The sequence below is a fragment of the Trichocoleus sp. ST-U1 genome, from assembly GCF_039961835.1.
Taxonomy (GTDB): domain Bacteria; phylum Cyanobacteriota; class Cyanobacteriia; order Cyanobacteriales; family FACHB-T130; genus FACHB-T130.
This window is the reverse complement of sequence record NZ_JAMPJZ010000006.1, coordinates 1-17,144: the sequence shown is the minus strand read 5'-3', so window position 1 is coordinate 17,144 and position 17,144 is coordinate 1. Positions and strand designations below refer to the sequence as shown.

The window sequence follows — 17,144 nt, the reverse complement described above, 5'->3', positions numbered from 1 at the left end:
CGTACTAAAATTGACCAATTGCCAAACTGTCCCCTTTAAAAAACTGCCGCGCTCAAGCTTTGGTTTATGGTTAGGTTTGCCATGTCCCCGCCAGTAAAAATATCACCTCAAACAGATGAGGAGGGTATAAATTACTAATACTAGAACACGCAAAGAATGGCAGTAGATTGACGACTGCAAACTCTTTAGGAAATCTTTATTTTTAGAAAGTCCATAGAATTGCAAAGTGTGGAAGAGAAGATGAGTCAAATTCGCGTCGCTTTAATTGAAGACCACGACCTGACTAGGGTCGGCATCCGGACAGCGCTGCAACAGCGCGGGGAAATTGAATTTGTAGGTGAAGCCGCCAATGCCACTGAAGGTCTGAAATTACTGGAAACGACCAAGCCAGATGTGGCGATTGTCGATATTGGCCTGCCCGATATGGACGGAATTGAATTGACGAGGACGTTTAGGGAATGGCAGGTGGCTTCGGAGGATGGGGGTCATACCAAGATACTGGTGTTGACTTTACAAGATGACGAAGAAGCAGTATTGGCGGCATTTGCAGCAGGTGCAGATTCCTACTGCATGAAAAACATTAGTTTTGATAAGTTGCTCGAAGCGCTGCAAGTGACGCACGAAGGCAACGGCTGGATCGACCCAGCGATCGCCCGGATTGTCTTACAGCAGACTCGATCTAGTCAGACAGGATTGGATCAAGCAGCCATATCCAAAACGGTGATTATCAATGCCACCGAACCGGAATACAGCCAGCTAATTGAAGCTTATCCGCTGACGGAACGGGAATTAGAAGTTTTGCAGCTGATTGTTGAAGGGTGCAGCAATGCCGCGATCGCGGAAAAGCTCTACATCACTGTCGGAACGGTCAAAACCCACGTCCGGAATATTTTGAACAAGCTGTGTGCCGATGACCGCACCCAAGCGGCGGTGCGTGCTCTACGCTCTGGCTTAGTCGGATAAATACCTTTGCTTGTGGAGGATCGGGCGCTCGGTATGAGTTGACTTCTGCTTGGCTTGACATCGGTGAACCCTCTGTAGCTGCCACAACCTGGCAGCTATGCTCGCCTCTATATCCTGGCAGCGGTATTTAACCCGTAGTCAGTTGGTCGAGTAACAAACCTTAGTCAATGGGCGTCTCAGAATGCCCTCAAAGCTGTTATTCTATCGAATCATCAATCAGCAGCATCACGAGAAATAAAAGCGAGAACCGGATTTTGCTCCGGTTGGCGATATGCAGGCAAGGGATGAGGAGTGAAAATCCCCTCAAGCTGTCGATGATCTAATTAAGCGGGAAGCGGAGTGTGCCGATGAGTCAGGCAGAAGGGAGCAAACTCAAACTGATGGTGGTTGATGACGAGCATGACAACCTAGATTTACTTTATCGGACATTTCGGCGAGATTTTCGCGTCTTCAAAGCCGACAGTGCCTTCAGCGCCATTCAAGTTTTGGACACGGAAGGGGAAATGGCTGTGATTATTTCTGACCAGCGCATGCCCCAAATGAATGGAACCGAATTTTTAAGTAAAACAGTTGAGCGCTTTCCCGATACCATCCGGATTCTCCTAACCGGCTACACGGATGTCGAAGATTTAGTCGATGCGATTAACTCCGGTCAGGTGTTCAAGTACATCACCAAACCCTGGAACCCGGAGAACTTAAAAGCAGTAGTTCAACAAGCCGCGGAAACTTACCGCGTGCTGAAACAAAGGACGAACGAACTGCGCCGCGCCTTGCGCCGAGAAGAACTCTTGAATGCGGTGACAACGGCAATTCGGGAGTCGCTAGATTACCAGAGTATGCTGCAAACCGTTGCCAATACCATTGGGCAAGCTTTTGAAGCGAGTTATTGCGTTCTGCGACCCGTAGAGAGCGATCGCTTGACCAGCGAAATTTTTTTCTATCCAACTCCAAATGAGCCGAGCGAGGATACAGAACCCCCAGTACCGGAACACGACTCAGACTCCTTACTCCAAGCAGCCCTGGAAAGTCGTAAGATCCAACTTGCCCAAGGCGAACAAGAGGGAAGGCGTTCCACTCAGTTAGGAGTGCCGCTGATCTTCCAGCAGCAGGTGTTAGCGGTTCTCTGCCTCTATCAAGAAAATAGCGATCGCCTCTGGGCACCCGACGAAGTTCAGCTGATAGAAGGCGTCGCCGAACAAGCCGCTTTGGCGCTTTCTCAGGCGAAACTCTACCAGCGCACGCAGCAGCAAGCTCAGCAAATGCGTGCCGAACTAGAAGTCGCTCGTCAAATTCAAAATAACCTCCTCCGCCAAAGTTGGCCTGAAGTAGAAGGGATGCAGGTGCAAGCCTGCTGCGTCGCCGCTAGAGAAGTGGGGGGTGATTTTTTTGAAGTCTACGTCCATCCCCAAGGCGATGTTTGGCTGGCAGTGGGAGATGTCTCTGGGAAAGGCGTCCCAGCGGCTCTATTTATGGCAAGTGCAATTTCTATTCTGCGCCGGGAACTCGCTCAGGAAATTTCTCCGGAGCCAGATGTCGTCATGCGGAATCTTAACAGCATTATGTCCAACGATCTCGTCAGCACCAACTGCTTTATCACGATGGTGCTGGCTCGTTATACCCCAGCCACTCAAGAGCTGGTATATGCCAACGCCGGTCACATCTATCCCTTAGTCTGGTCTAATCGGGAAGTCGTGCAACAAAGAGCGGCACCTACTTCAGACTCGGCGCTGGAACCAAATTTTCTCAAGACTCGCGGCATCCCTTTGGGGATTTTACCCATCTGGAAAGCCAAGCAGGGGCAACTGACCTTAAATTCAGGTGAAATTCTGCTACTGACGAGTGACGGGATTACCGAGGCGACTGTCACCCAAGAAAGTAGCCTTCGACATACTGCTTCGGAGATCGCGCCGACGGCAGAAGTTAACACTGGCAGCTTTGAAGGTACGAGTAGTATGCTGACACAAGATGGGCTTTGGAAACTTGTATGCCTTGAGCCAGTACCTTTCGATTTGAATAACTTACTCGCGCGGATTCGAGAACACACCAATAACGTTCAGGAAGACGACCAAACTATACTCTCTCTGGAGGTTCTTTAAGTACATGAAAACGGAGCTGCACATACCAAGTGATTTGAAGTTTTTAACAATTGTTGAAAGCTGGCTACTGGGATGTTTGGAAGTCGAACTGACCGACTCGGTGGATTGGCCTCGTCAATCGAATCGCTTGCGATTGGCTTTGGTGGAAGCATACTCGAATGTGGTGCGTCATGCTCATAAGGAGCAACCAAATTTGCCCGTGCTAATTCGCCTAGAGCTGAAAAATCGGGATATTGCTCTCGAAATTTGGGATCACGGTCAGGGATTTGACTTATCAACTTATCTCCCGCCCACCCCGAATGATAAACAGGAAAGCGGCTATGGGTGGCTGATTATGAATAGGTTAATGGATCGAGTAGAGTATCGCTTACAAGTAAACGGTCGTAACTGTTTGAAGTTAGAAGCGAGTTTGCCAGAAGCGACAAAAGCATAGCATCGTGGGATTGATGGTTTTTTATGCCATCAGGGTGCCCAAAAAATAGACAAAATTAGGAACCAAAGAGAGCTTTTAACCGGGTATTTTCTGACCTCATGAGCTGGATAGCCTGAGGTTTTTTAATAGGAACCAGCACATCGATCTAGGCGAGCCGGGTCAATGGAGTGGCATCGCCTCTTTTTGTTAAAAAAAGTAAAGCGAATAGCGATCGTTTTACAGGAAATTTATAAGTTTCACAAAGAAGAGTTGACTTATAAAATGACTCGATCCCAGGTTTAGCCTGGAATCGAGGTAAAAATCCTTATCTAAGCGCGTAATCAACGGCGTAAGTTCAGTAACTCTTGGGGAGATGCTAATAGTTTGATCCGGGTAAAAATAATTTGACGCTGTGGATTGAGGATAAATATCCAGGAGACATTGACGCCAAAAACGGGAGTTTGTACCTTACCACCAACCTGAATCTGCGTGTTGCCGTCTTCTAGGGTTTCGGAAATTCCTTCACGGGGGGAGAGAGTCATGCCCTTGGCTTCTGCTTGCAGGTAAGATGCGATCGCATCAGGTCCCACAATCGGCGACTCAAATGGGGGATTCATTTCCCCATCCTCTGCAAACAAAGCAGCAGTTGCTTCAAAGTCGCCAGCATTCATCGTTTCAAAATAGCGCAGCACGACAGGCTCTGTTATTCCTGCAATTGTCAGCTCGGTGGTGGATTCAGATTCGGAAGTTAAAACTAGATCGTCAGCTGGTGTCATGGCATTTCCTACAAACCACACCGATCAGTATTAAACAAAACAGCAGGTTCGCACCTGCGCTTCTGGAGGGATTGTTCAGAACTTTCCTGCTTTTGCATCTGTGTTGCTGCGGTTTCAACCGCTAGGTGCAAAACCGAAATCCGAGAAACTATAATGATTCGAGTCAGATGCGATCGCCATCAAACCTTGTGAAAGTACCCATCAGTAGTCGCGAAGTGAAGCAAAAAGCCTTTGAGTTGGGATTCCACAAGGCAGGAATCGCGGCTGTAGATGGGGCAGAAGTGAAAGTACAGCGGTTGCAGGCATGGCTGGCACAAGGCTATCAGGCGGACATGGAATGGATGGCGAATCCTAAGCGGCAAGATATCCATCTAGTCATGCCAGAAGTACGATCGCTGATTTGTGTGGCCCTCAACTATTACACGCCTCACCAGCGTCCCGAAGGTAAGGAATACGCCAAAATCTCCCGCTATGGCTGGGGAAGGGATTATCACAAGATCCTGCATAAAAAGCTGAAAGCACTCACCACTTGGCTGCAAGAGCAGGGAGAAGGCATCTCTGCGCGTTACTATGCTGATACTGGCCCCGTGCAAGATAAAGTTTGGGCACAGCAAGCTGGAATTGGTTGGATTGCCAAGAATGGAAATGTCATTACGCGCGAGTATGGTTCTTGGGTATTTTTAGGGGAAGTATTGACCAACCTCGACTTAACGCCTGACTTGCCCCATACTGAACACTGTGGCACTTGCACTCGTTGTATCGATGCTTGTCCCACGGGTGCAATTACCCAGCCCTTTGTCATAGACGCTAATCGGTGCATCGCTTACCACACAATTGAGAATCGGGCTGAAAAGTTACCAGACGCGCTAAGCGAAGCGAAACCGTTAGCGAAGCAGGACGGAGTGGCAGCGATCGCATCTCCTCTGCAAGGCTGGGTTGCTGGTTGCGATATCTGCCAGGATGTTTGCCCTTGGAATCAGCGTTTTGCTCAGCCTACGGATGTTGCCGATTTTCAGCCGTATTCTGGCAATGTAGCTCCCCTTCTAAGCGAATTAGCGGAAATTTCTGATGAAGAGTGGGATCGTCGGTTTCCCGCCTCAGCGCTGCGGCGGATAAAACCGGAGATGTTGCGGCGCAATGCTAGGGCAAATTTGGAAGCAAAAGCACCACTCGACGTATGACATAGCGCCAGCAAGTAGGCACTACACAAGACAAAATTCAGCCCAAGTTGAGATACACCCAAAACAATGACCGTAAAAGTCATAATTTTTGATTTCGATGGCACAATTGCTGATAGCCTTGATGCCGTCGTGAATATTACTAATCGTTTAGCCGTAGAATTCGGGCATCAGCCAGTCAGTCTAGAAGATATCGAAAAGATTAAAAATTTAAGTTCTAGCCAAATTATTAAATTTTCTGGGGTTTCTATCTTTAAGTTACCCTTTCTACTGAGGAAAGTTAGAACAAGATTACATAATCAGGTTCAAGATTTAAAACCTTTTCCAGGGATTAAAGAAACTTTTACAGAGTTGAAAAATCTGGGGTACCGATTAGGGATTATAACATCTAATTCCAAGGAAAATGTTTCGATTTTTTTGAGGCAGAATGATTTTATAGACTTATTTGATTTTATTTATTCAGCCCCAACGATTTTTGGAAAACACAAAGTAATTAATAGTTTTTCTAAAAAACAAGATATGCAAATTAATGAGATGGTTTATGTTGGAGATGAAACAAGAGATATCGAAGCGGCAAGAAAAAGCCGGATAAAAGTAATTTCAGTTAGTTGGGGTTTTAATTCAAAAGAAGTTTTAGCCAAACATCACCCAGATTTTTTGATTGACAAACCTAGCGAACTATTAGAAGTGATAGGAAGTTTACAAAAACAGCCAGTGTAAAGATGGAAGCCGCTTTCTAAAGTTAATTGAAAGAATACGCGAGCGTGCTGCCATAGTCAGATAACTACTGACTAGCCTATTACTTTACAGATAGCTTTAAGAACTTGTAGTAATTGGGTTAAACGCTCAGAATCTATCAAGTTCAACTCTGGCATTAGCAGATAAGTCGGGGGATTTCCCCGCTGAATATACACTAATTGATATCGCAGCCCGTTTGTCGTTAGTCCCCAAACGGATGTTTGATGTTCTAAACTTTTATGGGCATAGGTAAGGAGTTGAGGAAGACCCGTGAAAGCTTCAACCTGACTGTTTTTAGCTTCAATGACCAAAACCCAAAAAGACACGTTAGCTGTTGTCTGGTGAGTTTTCTTGACGGCTAAAATATCCAACCGTCCTGTAATGATGGTGTCTTCATCTGTGATATTGATATCTGCGATACCCTCTTCCAAGCTAATGTGGATAGGGTAGCGGTAAAAGCCAGCTAATCGCAGTAACGGAGCAACGGTAAGAAGCTTTACCTGTCCTTCCAGCACTTTTCCTGCTGTTAAATAGTGGCGAAAGTCATCCCAAATTTGTAATAGTTCTTGCTGTTCAAACTCTGTTAGAGGTTCTAAAGATAACAACGGTGTGAAAGAACCATTGTACTGCTCCTGAAAGTTTAAAAGACGATGAACATCATCTAGAAATAAATTGCGGGCGTTGAGAGTTGTCATGGGGTTATGTGAATTTTGGATTTTGGATTGAATGAGTTCGGTTGTTAGGGGTAAAAATTATTTTCTGAGTTTATGCCTATAGCGGGGGAAGATGCTCTTTTGGTAAGTGGTAGATGAGCGAATAGTACCCAACAGCTTATTGCCGAAAAAAGTCTTGCTAAATCGCAAAAATCCAACTAACGCGAGAGAATTGCGATGCCAGTCTGTGGATCGAAGAAATGAATTTTCTCTGGCATCAGCGATAACCACAAGCGATCGCCAATTCGCACCGCTTTGTCTGGAGGAATGCGTACCTGTAAGCGATATGCGATCGCTGACTCTAGGAGAGTGGCAGATAAATAAGTTTCGTTGCCTAGTGCTTCCACCAAATCTACTCGCACTTGGAGATTTTTGGGGGCGGGAACGCCAACGATCAAGTGTTCGGGACGGATACCTAAAGTGAGGGATTGCCCGTCGTATTTTTGCAGTGCTGACGCCCAAACATCGGGGAGAGTGAGCCGAAATTGAGAATGAGTAATGAGGAGGGGTGCTTTCACTTGCACTGGCAAAAAATTCATTGGCGGCGACCCAATGAACTCTGCCACGAAGCGGTTGGCTGGCTGGTTGTAAAGTTCCAACGGTGCAGCGATTTGCTGGATTTTTCCGTGATTCATCACCGCGATGCGATCGCCCATCGTCATCGCTTCCGTTTGGTCGTGAGTAACGTAAATGGTTGTTGTGCCAAGCTGTCGCTGCAACTTAACAATTTGGGCGCGAGTTTCTGCCCGAAGTTTGGCATCTAAGTTTGAAAGTGGTTCATCCATCAAAAATACTTGAGGATTGCGCGCGATCGCTCGTCCCAATGCGACTCGCTGCTTTTGCCCTCCCGATAGTTGTTTTGGCAACCTGTTTAGGAGCGGCTCAATTTGCAACAATTGAGCCACTGTCCGCACCTGCTCGTTAATCGCTTTCTCGCGTTCGGGTATGTAGCGAAGATGCTTGGGAAGCGATCGCGTCATTTCTACCAGCAGATTCTCCGCCCAGATGGGCAAAGAAGACTGTGGACTGAGTGAAGCATTCCCCTCCTCTGCACCCCCATTTTCCTGCTTCCCCGCGCCTTTGTGCCCCGTGCGCCGCAGTCCAAAGGCAATGTTGTCATACACCGTCATGTGGGGATAGAGGGCATAGTTTTGAAACACCATTGCGATGTCGCGTTCCTTTGGCGGCAAATCGTTCACGAGAGTGTCTCCCACTCGGATATTGCCCCCCGTTAATTCTTCCAGTCCCGCAATCAGCCGCAACAGCGTACTTTTGCCACAGCCAGAAGGGCCTACCAACACCATAAACTCGCCATCTTGCACCGTCAGGTTAATCCGTCGCAAGACATTTGTTGCTCCAGACGGAGACGAAGGTTTGTCATCTACAACCAGCGATCCCTCATCGACTGGCGTCAGCAGAGGTTCAGGCGCGATCGCTGCGACGACTTCCCCTTGACGACCGGAAAAGCTTTTGTAAACGTTTTCTATAACAACTTGTGCCACGGCTATTAATACCCACTACTGAATCTATTTTCAATCACTTACTCGCAGCACAGAACTCTTAGGAAAATCGGAGAACCAAAGCAGTAGGGAATCTTGTGGCGGAAAAGAATTAATGGCTTTGAGTTCGGGATTCATCGTTCTCAATAAATCCCGAACGCCGAACTACGAACAAAGGACGACAGTAATAATTTTTTCGTCCGGGTTTAATTCAAGGATGCGATCGCCTGTTCCATCTTTCCCTCGCAACTGCACTGAATTTACTGGCATTCGCACGACTCGCTGGGCGCTGGTCAGAAGGACGATCTGAGACTTTGCTGGAGCCGCGACCATCGCTGCCAAAGCATCTGTTTTGCTGGTAAAATGCAGTGCCTGAGTGCCAAGGTCGCCAAGATTTGCCAGTCGGATTGTACTCATCGGCAGGCGTTTGGCATACCCCAACTGGGAAACGATTAAAATATTCTCATCATCCCCCAGCGTTAAGGCTCCTACCAGTTGCTCGGAACGCCGCAGCCGCATTGCCTGCACCCCCATCGTCGTGCGTCCCATCAAGGGTAGATGATCGTCGTTGACTTGAAGCCGCAGCAAACGTCCGCCCCCAGTCGCCAAAACGAGCTGTTCGCCGGTTTTAGCCAGATTGACGTACTTTAACCGATCGTCTTCTTTCAGTTTCATGAGCGTGATGCCACGACTGGTAAGGTTAGCCAGTTCTACCAGGGGCAGGCGCTTGATTCTCCCCTGTTCGCTAAGCAAAATTAGATCGGCACTTTGCGGATTTTCAGGCAGAAAAAAGTTGGAGACAATCGTTTCTGCCGCAGTTTGAGCTGAGTTGGACAGCAAGCCGATTAGCGGCGTTCCCCGCGATTGCTTCCCGGTTGGCGGAATCTCACCCACCTTGACGGGGTAAGCTTTGCCGCCGCTGCTGAGTACGACTAACTCGGCTTGGGTGCTAGTCACCTGAGTTTTGACGATAAAATCATCCGGACGACTGCCGCCATCGCCTTTCCCCGACGCGGATTTATTCCCATTCTTAGGGATGCGCCGGACATATCCGCGTTGGGTAAACTCCAAAACTGCCTCTTCTTCTAAGTGTTCAGGAGTTAGGAGTGCGGCTTGAGTAGATTTGGCTTCTGACTTGTGACTTTTGTCTTTTGAGTCGGGTTTTTTCTCTGTTGGCTGAGTCTTTAATTCTTTCGCTTCCGTGAGGATCTTGCTACGGCGCGGATCGGTGAATTTGCGTTTGAGCGATCGCAAATCTTTTTTCAAGGCTTTCAGGAGTTCGCGGCGATCGCTTAGCAACAGTTGCAACAGATGAATTCTCTCTGACAACTCGTTAAACTCACCTTGTAAGTTTTGCCGTTCCAAGCCAGTGAGGCGTCGCAAGGGCATTGACAAAATAGCATCCGCCTGAACCTCACTGATATTCAACCGTTCTTGTAGCCTTAACTTGGCGGTGCTGCCATCGGCAGCATTCCGGAGAATTTCAATCACCGCATCCAACTCGGTTAAAGACGCCAGCAACCCTTCCACAATGTGAAGGCGTCTTTCTGCCTCACCCAATTCGTAGGTATACTGCCGAGTCAGCGTCTGTTCTCGGAACTTGAGAAATTCCTCTAACAGCTGGCGCAACGTGAGCTGACGCGGCTGCCCATCTACCAATGCCAACAGGATCGCGCCAAAATTGGTACACAGCGCTGTTTGTCTATAGAGTTGATCGAGGACATGGTGAGGATTGGTGTCTCGTTTCAATTCCACCACCACGCGCATTCCTTCGCGATCGCTTTCATCCCGCAGATCCGCAATGCCTTCGATTCGACCCTGATTGACCAGTTCCGCTACCTTCTCAATCCAACCCGCCTTATTCACCTGGAAAGGCAATTCCGTCACCACAATTGCCGCCCGCTTGTGCCGTCCCCGAGTTGCCGCGATTTCCTCAATCTGGGCGACTCCCCGCACGGTGATGCTACCGCGACCCGTGCTGTAAGCTTCCCGAATTCCCTCTGTCCCGACAATTTCGCCCCCCGTTGGGAAATCTGGCCCCGGAACTAGCTTCCATAGCTTCCCGTCTGGGAGATCGGGTTGATCGATTAGGGCAATTAAACCATCCACGACCTCACCCAAGTTGTGCGGCGGCACATTCGTTGCCATGCCAACGGCAATTCCGGCGCACCCGTTGAGTAATAACACCGGCAGCTGAGCTGGCAGTACGGTTGGTTCTTGTTGGGAATTGTCAAAGTTGCCGATGAAGTCAACTGTGGCTTCGCCAATTTCACTCAGAAGCGCTTCATGACTAATTGCAGCCAGTCGCGTTTCCGTGTAACGCATCGCCGCAGGTGGGTCATTATCCACCGAGCCAAAGTTACCATGACCGCCGAGGAGGGGATAGCGGCTGGAAAATTCTTGCACCAGACGCACTAAGGCGTCGTAAACCGCCTGGTCGCCATGTGGGTGATATTTGCCCAAAACATCCCCAACCACCCTCGCACACTTGCGGTAGGGGCGGTCTGGCGTCAGTCCGAGTTCGTGCATGGCATACAAAATCCGCCGATGCACCGGCTTTAAACCGTCGCGGACATCGGGTAATGCACGCCCGACGATCACACTCATGGCATATTCAAGGTAAGACCGTTGCATCTCCGCGTGTAAAGGCGTGGGGATGATCTGTCCGGTTGCCAAAAGGTTCAGTTGTTTCGCCATGAGTTTTATTCCCTAGTTCCTGAAAACGTAAAATTTTTTTGCATCTTGAGGTTGATGACCGATCGCGTCACAAATGGCAACGTGACAAAGAACCTTTCACAGTAGTATGGAACCGCAGCTATGACCACGACTCTTCCAAAGAGCGCCATTGAAAGGAAAAACTCGATGAAAACCGTTTTGATTGTAGAAGACGATCCGATTAATGCTCGGGTTTTTTCTAAGATTCTGAGCAAGCGGGGCGGTTTGGCAGTTAAGCATACCGAAAACGTGGAAGAGGTGATGCAAATTGCCCAATCCGGTGAGGCTGACATTATTTTGATGGATGTTTCCCTGGCCCATAGTGTTTACCAGGGTAAGTCGGTTGATGGCATAAAAATCACGCAGATGTTGAAGGCTGACCCGCAAACTGCTAGTTTGCCTATTATCCTGGTTACGGCTCATGCGATGGAGGGCGATCGCGAAAATTTCCTCAAACAGAGTGGTGCCGATGCCTATATTTCTAAACCAGTTGTCGATCATCAACTGTTTGTGGATCAAATTAAGGCATTGTTGCCACAATAATACTTTTATGTTCCAGGGGTAGGGCGGGCATTGACCGCCCTGAGTTGTAAAATTCAATGTCTTCCATTTGGAGTGTGAAGGCGCTCTTGTGGCTTTTTACCTTTCAGCCTTTGCCCTCTTCTGTTGCCACCAGTTTAGTACATTTGTATTATTTAAGGAATCCTGGTGGGTGGTTTCATTACTTCGCGTGACTCGCATCCCCCGACAACTCTGGCAAAGTGACATGAGGGGCGTGGCATTAATCCCACAAACTGGGATTTAAACGGTTGCGGACGTTGGGTAAGGCACGTCCGGCGATCGCGCTCATGGCATATTTAATGGCGTATTCAAAATATGATGGTTGCATCTTTGCGTGTAATCCTGTAGGGACAAACCGTCCGGTCGAAGGTCGGTTCAGTTTTTTTATCATAAGTTTTATTTCCTATTTATTAACAGCAATAAAAAATTTGCATCTTGCGATTGATGGCAAATTAAGCGATAAATTTTAAGGTGACAAAGAAATTTTCATAATCGTATTGAAACAAAAAACAATGACGACAACCCTAGAAAAAAACGCTGTTGAAGGGAAAAATTCGATGAAAACCGTTTTGATTGTAGAAGACGATCCGATTAATGTTCGGGTTTTTTCTAAAATCCTGACAAAGCGAGCTGGTTTGCAAGTGAAACATACTGAAAATGTAGAAGAAGTAATCCAAATTGCCCAAGCTAGGGAGGTTGACATTATTTTGATGGATGTTTCCTTAACGAACAGTTTTTACCAGGGTAAATCGGTTGATGGCATAAAAATTACCCAACTATTAAAAGCTAACCCGCAAACTGCCGCTCTACCGATTATTCTGGTGACAGCTAATGCGATGGAAGGCGAGCGCGAAAATTTCCTCCAGCAAAGTGGTGCCGATGAATACATTTCTAAACCAGTTGTCGATCATCAACTGTTCGTGGAGCAAATCATGGCACTGATACCACAAAAGTAGTTTTGATGTTGATAAGGTGGTGCAAGCTTCATGCAGGCGAGTTGCAAAGCTCTTGTTTCAAAACTATTTGTGACGGCTGTGCCCAAACTTCGGCTCGCAGGTCTTGTATTCAGTTAGGTAAAACCTAGTTTAGTACACTTGTATTTTTTCAGAAATAGTAGAGGGGGAAGCATTTTTGCGGCTGCCCAATCGTGTCTCATGTTAGAGTGCGATCGCGTAACGTCTAGGCTTTCTTCGCTGTTTCCCCTGAATGCCTCAATGATGCGACCTTTATTGGCGCTGCCGCAAGCAGTTAGCGCGAATAATCCTGACTCGCGCCTACGTCTAGGTGCGATGATGCTGAATCAATTAAAGATTTTGACCCAATAAGGAGTCAAACTCCGCTTTTAATGCCTTTAGATCGGCAACTCTTGCGACTAACAAATTCTCTTTGCCAGCATCCTTAAGACGCTTGTTCCAATATTGGATATTGTCAGAATTGTTCAGCCAAAAGTCTACTATTGTATGCAGAATCTCTTCTAAATTCCAGCCTCGCTTGGGTGGAACCGCTTCGACGGATTCCAGAAAAGCATCCAGGGTACATTTAGGACTTCCTAAGTATTCGGCTCTGTGTGGATATGTTTGAATAATTTCCTGTTGATGGTTAAAGAAATAAAGAATGGGAGATACCCCTAAAATTTCAAAGGTATAGTTCATCGCAGTCTCCTCAAAATTTTCTTTCTTACTGAATCCTACCAATTGTTAAAGAATAGTATGGTTACATTGCTAACATCTTTGGCATCCGGCTTAAGTAAATTTATACAATGTTTGATAAGCGAGAAATATCCGCCAAAAGAAGTGTGCAGCCTAAACTGAGGAGTATGCCCTTCGGTAAAATTTACATCAGAATGACCGATTCAAAAAACAGGAATGATTTTTTTAACAAATTTTTTTAATTGGATTACAAATTTTAAAGGAGAACTGGCGGCACTCAGTACCGCCTTTTTATGGGCGATCGCTTCGCTGGTTTACAGCCGCTTGGGACGGCAAATCCCACCCCTAGAACTGAATTTGTTTAAAGGGATAATTGCGATCGCGTTCCTTGTCCTCACCCTACTTTTGCAAGGACAGCTGCTACCTGAAATCAACCCGACTGCACTGACACTATTGCTACTAAGTGGCGTCCTTGGCATTGGATTGGGAGATACGGCTTATTTTGCAGCCATCAACTGCCTGGGTGCAAGGCGTACCTTGATATTAGAAACCCTAGCACCCCCCTTAACAGCCGTGTTAGCGCTAGTCTTTTTACAAGAACAACTGACGGCTGCTGCTTGGTGCGGAATTTTATTAACCATTCTGGGCGTCGTCTGGGTGGTGACGGAACGGGTGCCTAATTCCACCGCTGAAAGCAAGCATCTGACGATGCGGGGAATTAGTTGGGGTTTACTGGCAGCAGTAGCACAGGCAACAGGTGCCGTCCTCTCGCGGACAGCCCTCATCCAATCGAGTATCAGCCCCTTGTGGAGTACCTTGGTGCGCTTGGGGGCAGGGGTACTGGTGCTACTGCTGTGGAAGTTGCTGGGGCGGCGTCAAGCCAATGACTGGCTTAAACCGTTGCAGTCTTGGCGCATTGTGGGAGTCATTGCCATAACCGCTTTTTTCAGCACCTATCTCGGCATCTGGCTGCAACAAATTTCTCTGAAATTCGCCCCCGCAGGAATTGCCCAAACGCTAAGTTCTACTAGCCCGTTGTTTGTCTTACCCCTAGCGATTTGGATGGGCGATGTTGTCAGTTTTCGAGCTATCTTAGGTGTTTTAGTTGCCTTGGGTGGAGTAGCGGTGCTGTTTAGCCTTCGGTAGGGATTTGGTAGGGAAGTGCCCTGAACAGAAAATAGCGATCGCACTATTACACCAGTAGTTTTAGAAAGGGAGATTGCTCGATTAATAAAGTTTGAGGCTATGCTTAACCCCTAAAAACATAGCGCCTACTTCAGAAGTAGACGCTCTCAAGAGAGGACTTTTTAACCCAGTTCTATCACTTTGTCACAAGCCGCAATAACTTGCGATCGCCAGTAGATAGACTAAATAGTTGTATTTTCCCGATCCATCTGGCGTTCAATGGTTTCGATCGCAGCGTTAAGTCCTGCCAATCTCGCCTCTAGATCGTTTCGCATCCATTTCAGGAACCGAAGTCTGCGTTCCTGATAATCTCTACCGGAAACTGGTTGAGATCCCCAACAGGTACTACCCCAAAACGGAAACATAGCGTTCATCCTTAATGTAAGTCTACTTTCATCTTGACCAAATTTTTTGGCAGTAAGGGGACTGAGAATGCAGTGATTACCGTATCTCCAACCAAAAAGAGCGCCCTTCTGATTTGCGATCGCGCTCTCTCCTGAACTTTAATTAAACCGCTGCTTTAGCCGCAAAGCGTCCTGTATTCCGGATAGCATCTAGAAATGCATAGACGGCTGGAGTATGAAGGGCATTTGCGAGAAGCGCTACCCCAATTACTCGCTCTAGAGGTGCTGGCAAGCTGCACACGCGCACCCCAGTGGGAACAGGTTCGGCAGCCAGACGAGGGAGAATTGCTGCCCCTAAACCCTGTTCCACCATGCTGACGATAGTTGAATCTTCTTTGATTTCATAAGCAATGTTGAGCGCGTATTCTGCGATTACCAAGTATTTGCGAATCCACTCATTGCAGGGAATGCCGGAACTAATAATCAAAGGATAAGTGGCTAACTGCTTCCAAGTGACTTTGGCACTACTTAAATTAGTTGTAGGCGGGAGTAGGAGAACGTAATCATCCCGCAAAATTTCCCAAGTTTCAAATTCATTACCAGCGGGTAAGTAGATAAACCCAATATCGGCATAACCGGCTCGCAATGCATCTCCTACACGCGAGTAATCATCACCATCAACGATGCTTACAGTGATATTCGGGAAGCAAGCGCGAAATCGAGCGATCGCTGTCGGGAGTATATGAGTCGCCACACTCCGAAAACAGGCAACTCGCACGTTTCCACCCTGTAAGCCTTTTTCTAAATTGGCTTCCTTCTCCATTGCTTCCAAAAGCTGTAGCAATTTACGAGCATGAGCCGTAACCCGCTCTCCGACTGGGGTAAGACGCGCTCCATAACGTCCGCGAGCCAGCAAGACTACTCCCAATTCTGCTTCAAAACTTGCGATCGCATGACTGATTGCTGACTGCGATACCTCCAACTGCAAGGCGGCTTCGCTGAAGTTGCCGTAGTCTGCCACTGCGACTAAAGCACGAATCTGGGAAAGCTTCATCCGGCTTTTATTGATTTCATTCATGGCGGTTATGCAAGCGGTGTATGCATTGTCGCAAACGCAGTCAAATCATGTCTTCTTCTATATATGAATTTTATTCATACTACCTATACAAATATTGCTTTGTCTATCAAATAACCAAAAGTTACATTGAATTTGTCAGCGAATTTAGGTTGTGCAATCTAGATTTCTTGGTTGAATTAGTCGAGATTTTACAAGCTCCTCTCTAGTTCCACATCACCCATTCAGGTGATTCTACTGGAGGAAGTAAACTTCTAATCTTCAACTTTACTCTGTAATTAACCTTCATCAGTTGCGGCGGAATCAATATTGATAACTGCTGCAAGCAAATAAGTTTGTCTATCCTACTTTTTTGCAGCACAATCTGAAATTCATTCTATCTTGAAGCGGGAGAAAATTATTATGGAAACTTCTGAGAATTGTTTTGAAAAAAAAAGGTTAGAAACTATTTACGCCCAAAAGGAGCAGAAGCCTGTTCAGGAGACTAAAGTATTTTCTATTCTGAATAGTGTTTGGCAGCGTTTAGTTACATTCTTGACTCAAGAGCCAGAGATAAAAGTTTGGAAGAAGTCCGACCGCTTTGGAAATATCTGGTGGGAAGTTTACGATCCTTTTAGCGGCAGCTCTGCAACTTTTGGTTGTGAAGTTGATATGCTGGAATGGGTTGAAAAAAGGTACTACGGAAACAATAAGTCAATGTTTTAAAGAAAAGCAAAACATTGGAATCCGGGGACTTTTATCTTCCAGCTAGATTTTCTGGGGAAGCGCTTTTAAAGCGAAACAAAAAGAGTAACACACCAGGAAAATATTCTCAACGTATTGCACAACCCCTAGCTAATGCTGGGGGTTTTTGGTGGAAGAGATCGCTCCCTCTCACTCCAACTGAATTTATTTCTGGCGGTTATGAATCGTCTTCAATTCCCATCGTCAAATCTAGAGTCGCACGAGCAACAGCGGCGTGTTCTTCTGCAATATCGGGAGGAGGAGTGGTGATATTTTCGTTTTGACCTTCGACTAGCAGCTTAGGTTTATCGTCCTCTTCCGGTTTCAGAGTAGAGTTATCTAGATTAGCTTGCTCATTTTGGGGAGTCAGTTTCTCATCTGTCATAAGCGTTCTTTTTGCGAAGTATAGCAATCGCCAAGGTAATTAGGACGACAAGCATAAGACATGCTCGATTGCATCTCGCAAACAATTAAACTGGTCGAGTTGTTTGCGGATGCGGCTCTTGAGCCAAGACCA

Annotated in this window: 19 protein-coding genes and 1 pseudogene; 10 read left to right on the top strand and 10 right to left on the bottom strand. The window is 47.0% G+C overall.

Translation table 11 applies throughout. From position 1 onward, the window contains the following. The first annotated feature begins 240 nt into the window (after positions 1–240). From NDA06_RS04015 to NDA06_RS04005, 3 genes are all read left to right on the top strand, one after another. A complete protein-coding gene (locus NDA06_RS04015) occupies positions 241–963 on the top strand; it encodes a response regulator transcription factor (RefSeq protein ID WP_190413611.1) in 723 nt (240 codons plus the stop codon). 347 nt (positions 964–1,310) lie between these two features. After that, complete coding sequence (locus NDA06_RS04010; protein WP_190532925.1) at positions 1,311–3,059, top strand: SpoIIE family protein phosphatase; 1,749 nt, start codon at positions 1,311–1,313, stop codon at positions 3,057–3,059. Positions 3,060–3,063: 4 nt separating this feature from the next. After that, positions 3,064–3,492, top strand: coding sequence for an anti-sigma regulatory factor (locus tag NDA06_RS04005; protein ID WP_190413607.1), 429 nt, complete (start codon positions 3,064–3,066; stop codon positions 3,490–3,492). 320 nt (positions 3,493–3,812) lie between these two features. Here the strand turns inward: NDA06_RS04005 and NDA06_RS04000 are convergent, their stop codons facing one another. Next, the gene (locus NDA06_RS04000; RefSeq protein WP_190986086.1) at positions 3,813–4,247 is read right to left on the bottom strand and encodes a ketosteroid isomerase family protein; all 435 of its coding nucleotides are present in this window, start codon (positions 4,245–4,247) and stop codon (positions 3,813–3,815) included. A 167-nt stretch (positions 4,248–4,414) separates the two neighbouring features. On the opposite strand from NDA06_RS04000, the gene queG reads away from it, so the two are divergent. Both queG and NDA06_RS03990 read left to right on the top strand, forming a co-directional pair. Then, positions 4,415–5,428 (top strand): tRNA epoxyqueuosine(34) reductase QueG, encoded by a 1,014-nt coding sequence (gene queG / locus NDA06_RS03995; protein ID WP_190986087.1) that lies wholly within the window; start codon positions 4,415–4,417, stop codon positions 5,426–5,428. Between the two features lie 66 nt (positions 5,429–5,494). After that, positions 5,495–6,145 (top strand): HAD-IA family hydrolase, encoded by a 651-nt coding sequence (locus NDA06_RS03990; RefSeq protein ID WP_190986088.1) that lies wholly within the window; start codon positions 5,495–5,497, stop codon positions 6,143–6,145. A gap of 71 nt (positions 6,146–6,216) precedes the next feature. On the opposite strand, the gene NDA06_RS03985 is transcribed toward NDA06_RS03990, so the two are convergent. From NDA06_RS03985 to gyrA, 3 genes are all read right to left on the bottom strand, one after another. Further along, a complete protein-coding gene (locus NDA06_RS03985; RefSeq protein WP_190986089.1) occupies positions 6,217–6,858 on the bottom strand; it encodes a restriction endonuclease subunit R in 642 nt (213 codons plus the stop codon). Between the two features lie 176 nt (positions 6,859–7,034). Further along, positions 7,035–8,378 carry an ATP-binding cassette domain-containing protein gene (locus NDA06_RS03980; RefSeq protein ID WP_190986090.1) on the bottom strand — a complete coding sequence of 448 codons (1,344 nt, stop codon included), beginning with the start codon at positions 8,376–8,378 and terminating at the stop codon, positions 7,035–7,037. A 162-nt stretch (positions 8,379–8,540) separates the two neighbouring features. Next, the gene (gene gyrA, locus NDA06_RS03975) at positions 8,541–11,072 is read right to left on the bottom strand and encodes a DNA topoisomerase (ATP-hydrolyzing) subunit A (RefSeq protein WP_190986091.1); all 2,532 of its coding nucleotides are present in this window, start codon (positions 11,070–11,072) and stop codon (positions 8,541–8,543) included. A gap of 165 nt (positions 11,073–11,237) precedes the next feature. Between gyrA and NDA06_RS03970 the strand changes: the two genes are divergently transcribed. Beyond that, positions 11,238–11,633: a response regulator gene (locus NDA06_RS03970; protein ID WP_190413592.1), complete on the top strand. Its 396-nt coding sequence runs from the start codon at positions 11,238–11,240 to the stop codon at positions 11,631–11,633. A 238-nt stretch (positions 11,634–11,871) separates the two neighbouring features. Here the strand turns inward: NDA06_RS03970 and NDA06_RS03965 are convergent, their stop codons facing one another. After that, a complete protein-coding gene (locus NDA06_RS03965) occupies positions 11,872–12,042 on the bottom strand; it encodes a hypothetical protein (RefSeq protein WP_190525007.1) in 171 nt (56 codons plus the stop codon). 166 nt (positions 12,043–12,208) lie between these two features. Here NDA06_RS03965 and NDA06_RS03960 point away from each other — a divergent pair, with 166 nt between their 5' ends. Further along, on the top strand, positions 12,209–12,607 hold the full coding sequence (locus NDA06_RS03960; protein WP_190986093.1) for a response regulator: 399 nt from the start codon (positions 12,209–12,211) through the stop codon (positions 12,605–12,607). A gap of 198 nt (positions 12,608–12,805) precedes the next feature. After that, positions 12,806–12,976 carry a hypothetical protein gene (locus tag NDA06_RS03955; RefSeq protein ID WP_190413590.1) on the top strand — a complete coding sequence of 57 codons (171 nt, stop codon included), beginning with the start codon at positions 12,806–12,808 and terminating at the stop codon, positions 12,974–12,976. On the opposite strand, the gene NDA06_RS03950 is transcribed toward NDA06_RS03955, so the two are convergent. Continuing rightward, positions 12,956–13,303 (bottom strand): hypothetical protein, encoded by a 348-nt coding sequence (locus tag NDA06_RS03950; RefSeq protein WP_190532939.1) that lies wholly within the window; start codon positions 13,301–13,303, stop codon positions 12,956–12,958. The genes NDA06_RS03955 and NDA06_RS03950 overlap by 21 nt on opposite strands. A gap of 213 nt (positions 13,304–13,516) precedes the next feature. Here NDA06_RS03950 and NDA06_RS03945 point away from each other — a divergent pair, with 213 nt between their 5' ends. Beyond that, on the top strand, positions 13,517–14,446 hold the full coding sequence (locus tag NDA06_RS03945; protein ID WP_190987244.1) for a DMT family transporter: 930 nt from the start codon (positions 13,517–13,519) through the stop codon (positions 14,444–14,446). 221 nt (positions 14,447–14,667) lie between these two features. On the opposite strand, the gene NDA06_RS03940 is transcribed toward NDA06_RS03945, so the two are convergent. Further along, on the bottom strand, positions 14,668–14,850 hold the full coding sequence (locus tag NDA06_RS03940) for a hypothetical protein (protein WP_190413584.1): 183 nt from the start codon (positions 14,848–14,850) through the stop codon (positions 14,668–14,670). Between the two features lie 142 nt (positions 14,851–14,992). Continuing rightward, positions 14,993–15,907: a LysR family transcriptional regulator gene (locus NDA06_RS03935; protein ID WP_190532942.1), complete on the bottom strand. Its 915-nt coding sequence runs from the start codon at positions 15,905–15,907 to the stop codon at positions 14,993–14,995. A gap of 399 nt (positions 15,908–16,306) precedes the next feature. On the opposite strand from NDA06_RS03935, the gene NDA06_RS03930 reads away from it, so the two are divergent. Beyond that, positions 16,307–16,609, top strand: a complete 303-nt coding sequence (locus NDA06_RS03930) for a hypothetical protein (protein WP_190532945.1) — start codon at positions 16,307–16,309, stop codon at positions 16,607–16,609. Between the two features lie 196 nt (positions 16,610–16,805). Here the strand turns inward: NDA06_RS03930 and NDA06_RS03925 are convergent, their stop codons facing one another. Further along, positions 16,806–17,012: a hypothetical protein gene (locus NDA06_RS03925; RefSeq protein ID WP_190429256.1), complete on the bottom strand. Its 207-nt coding sequence runs from the start codon at positions 17,010–17,012 to the stop codon at positions 16,806–16,808. 39 nt (positions 17,013–17,051) lie between these two features. Further along, positions 17,052–17,144 (bottom strand): annotated as a pseudogene (locus NDA06_RS03920) (IS630 family transposase); the annotation flags it as partial.

Coding starts and splice junctions, on each gene's coding strand:
- NDA06_RS04005 (WP_190413607.1), top strand. CDS start 3,064: ATGAAAACGGAGCTGCACATACCAAGTGATTTGAAGTTTTTAACAATT.
- NDA06_RS03965 (WP_190525007.1), bottom strand. CDS start 12,042: ATGATAAAAAAACTGAACCGACCTTCGACCGGACGGTTTGTCCCTACA.
- NDA06_RS03945 (WP_190987244.1), top strand. CDS start 13,517: ATGATTTTTTTAACAAATTTTTTTAATTGGATTACAAATTTTAAAGGA.
- NDA06_RS03970 (WP_190413592.1), top strand. CDS start 11,238: ATGAAAACCGTTTTGATTGTAGAAGACGATCCGATTAATGCTCGGGTT.
- NDA06_RS03990 (WP_190986088.1), top strand. CDS start 5,495: ATGACCGTAAAAGTCATAATTTTTGATTTCGATGGCACAATTGCTGAT.
- NDA06_RS03960 (WP_190986093.1), top strand. CDS start 12,209: ATGAAAACCGTTTTGATTGTAGAAGACGATCCGATTAATGTTCGGGTT.
- NDA06_RS03935 (WP_190532942.1), bottom strand. CDS start 15,907: ATGAATGAAATCAATAAAAGCCGGATGAAGCTTTCCCAGATTCGTGCT.
- NDA06_RS03925 (WP_190429256.1), bottom strand. CDS start 17,012: ATGACAGATGAGAAACTGACTCCCCAAAATGAGCAAGCTAATCTAGAT.
- queG (WP_190986087.1), top strand. CDS start 4,415: ATGCGATCGCCATCAAACCTTGTGAAAGTACCCATCAGTAGTCGCGAA.
- NDA06_RS03985 (WP_190986089.1), bottom strand. CDS start 6,858: ATGACAACTCTCAACGCCCGCAATTTATTTCTAGATGATGTTCATCGT.
- NDA06_RS04010 (WP_190532925.1), top strand. CDS start 1,311: ATGAGTCAGGCAGAAGGGAGCAAACTCAAACTGATGGTGGTTGATGAC.
- NDA06_RS03940 (WP_190413584.1), bottom strand. CDS start 14,850: ATGTTTCCGTTTTGGGGTAGTACCTGTTGGGGATCTCAACCAGTTTCC.
- NDA06_RS04015 (WP_190413611.1), top strand. CDS start 241: ATGAGTCAAATTCGCGTCGCTTTAATTGAAGACCACGACCTGACTAGG.
- NDA06_RS03955 (WP_190413590.1), top strand. CDS start 12,806: ATGTTAGAGTGCGATCGCGTAACGTCTAGGCTTTCTTCGCTGTTTCCC.
- gyrA (WP_190986091.1), bottom strand. CDS start 11,072: ATGGCGAAACAACTGAACCTTTTGGCAACCGGACAGATCATCCCCACG.
- NDA06_RS04000 (WP_190986086.1), bottom strand. CDS start 4,247: ATGACACCAGCTGACGATCTAGTTTTAACTTCCGAATCTGAATCCACC.
- NDA06_RS03930 (WP_190532945.1), top strand. CDS start 16,307: ATGGAAACTTCTGAGAATTGTTTTGAAAAAAAAAGGTTAGAAACTATT.
- NDA06_RS03950 (WP_190532939.1), bottom strand. CDS start 13,303: ATGAACTATACCTTTGAAATTTTAGGGGTATCTCCCATTCTTTATTTC.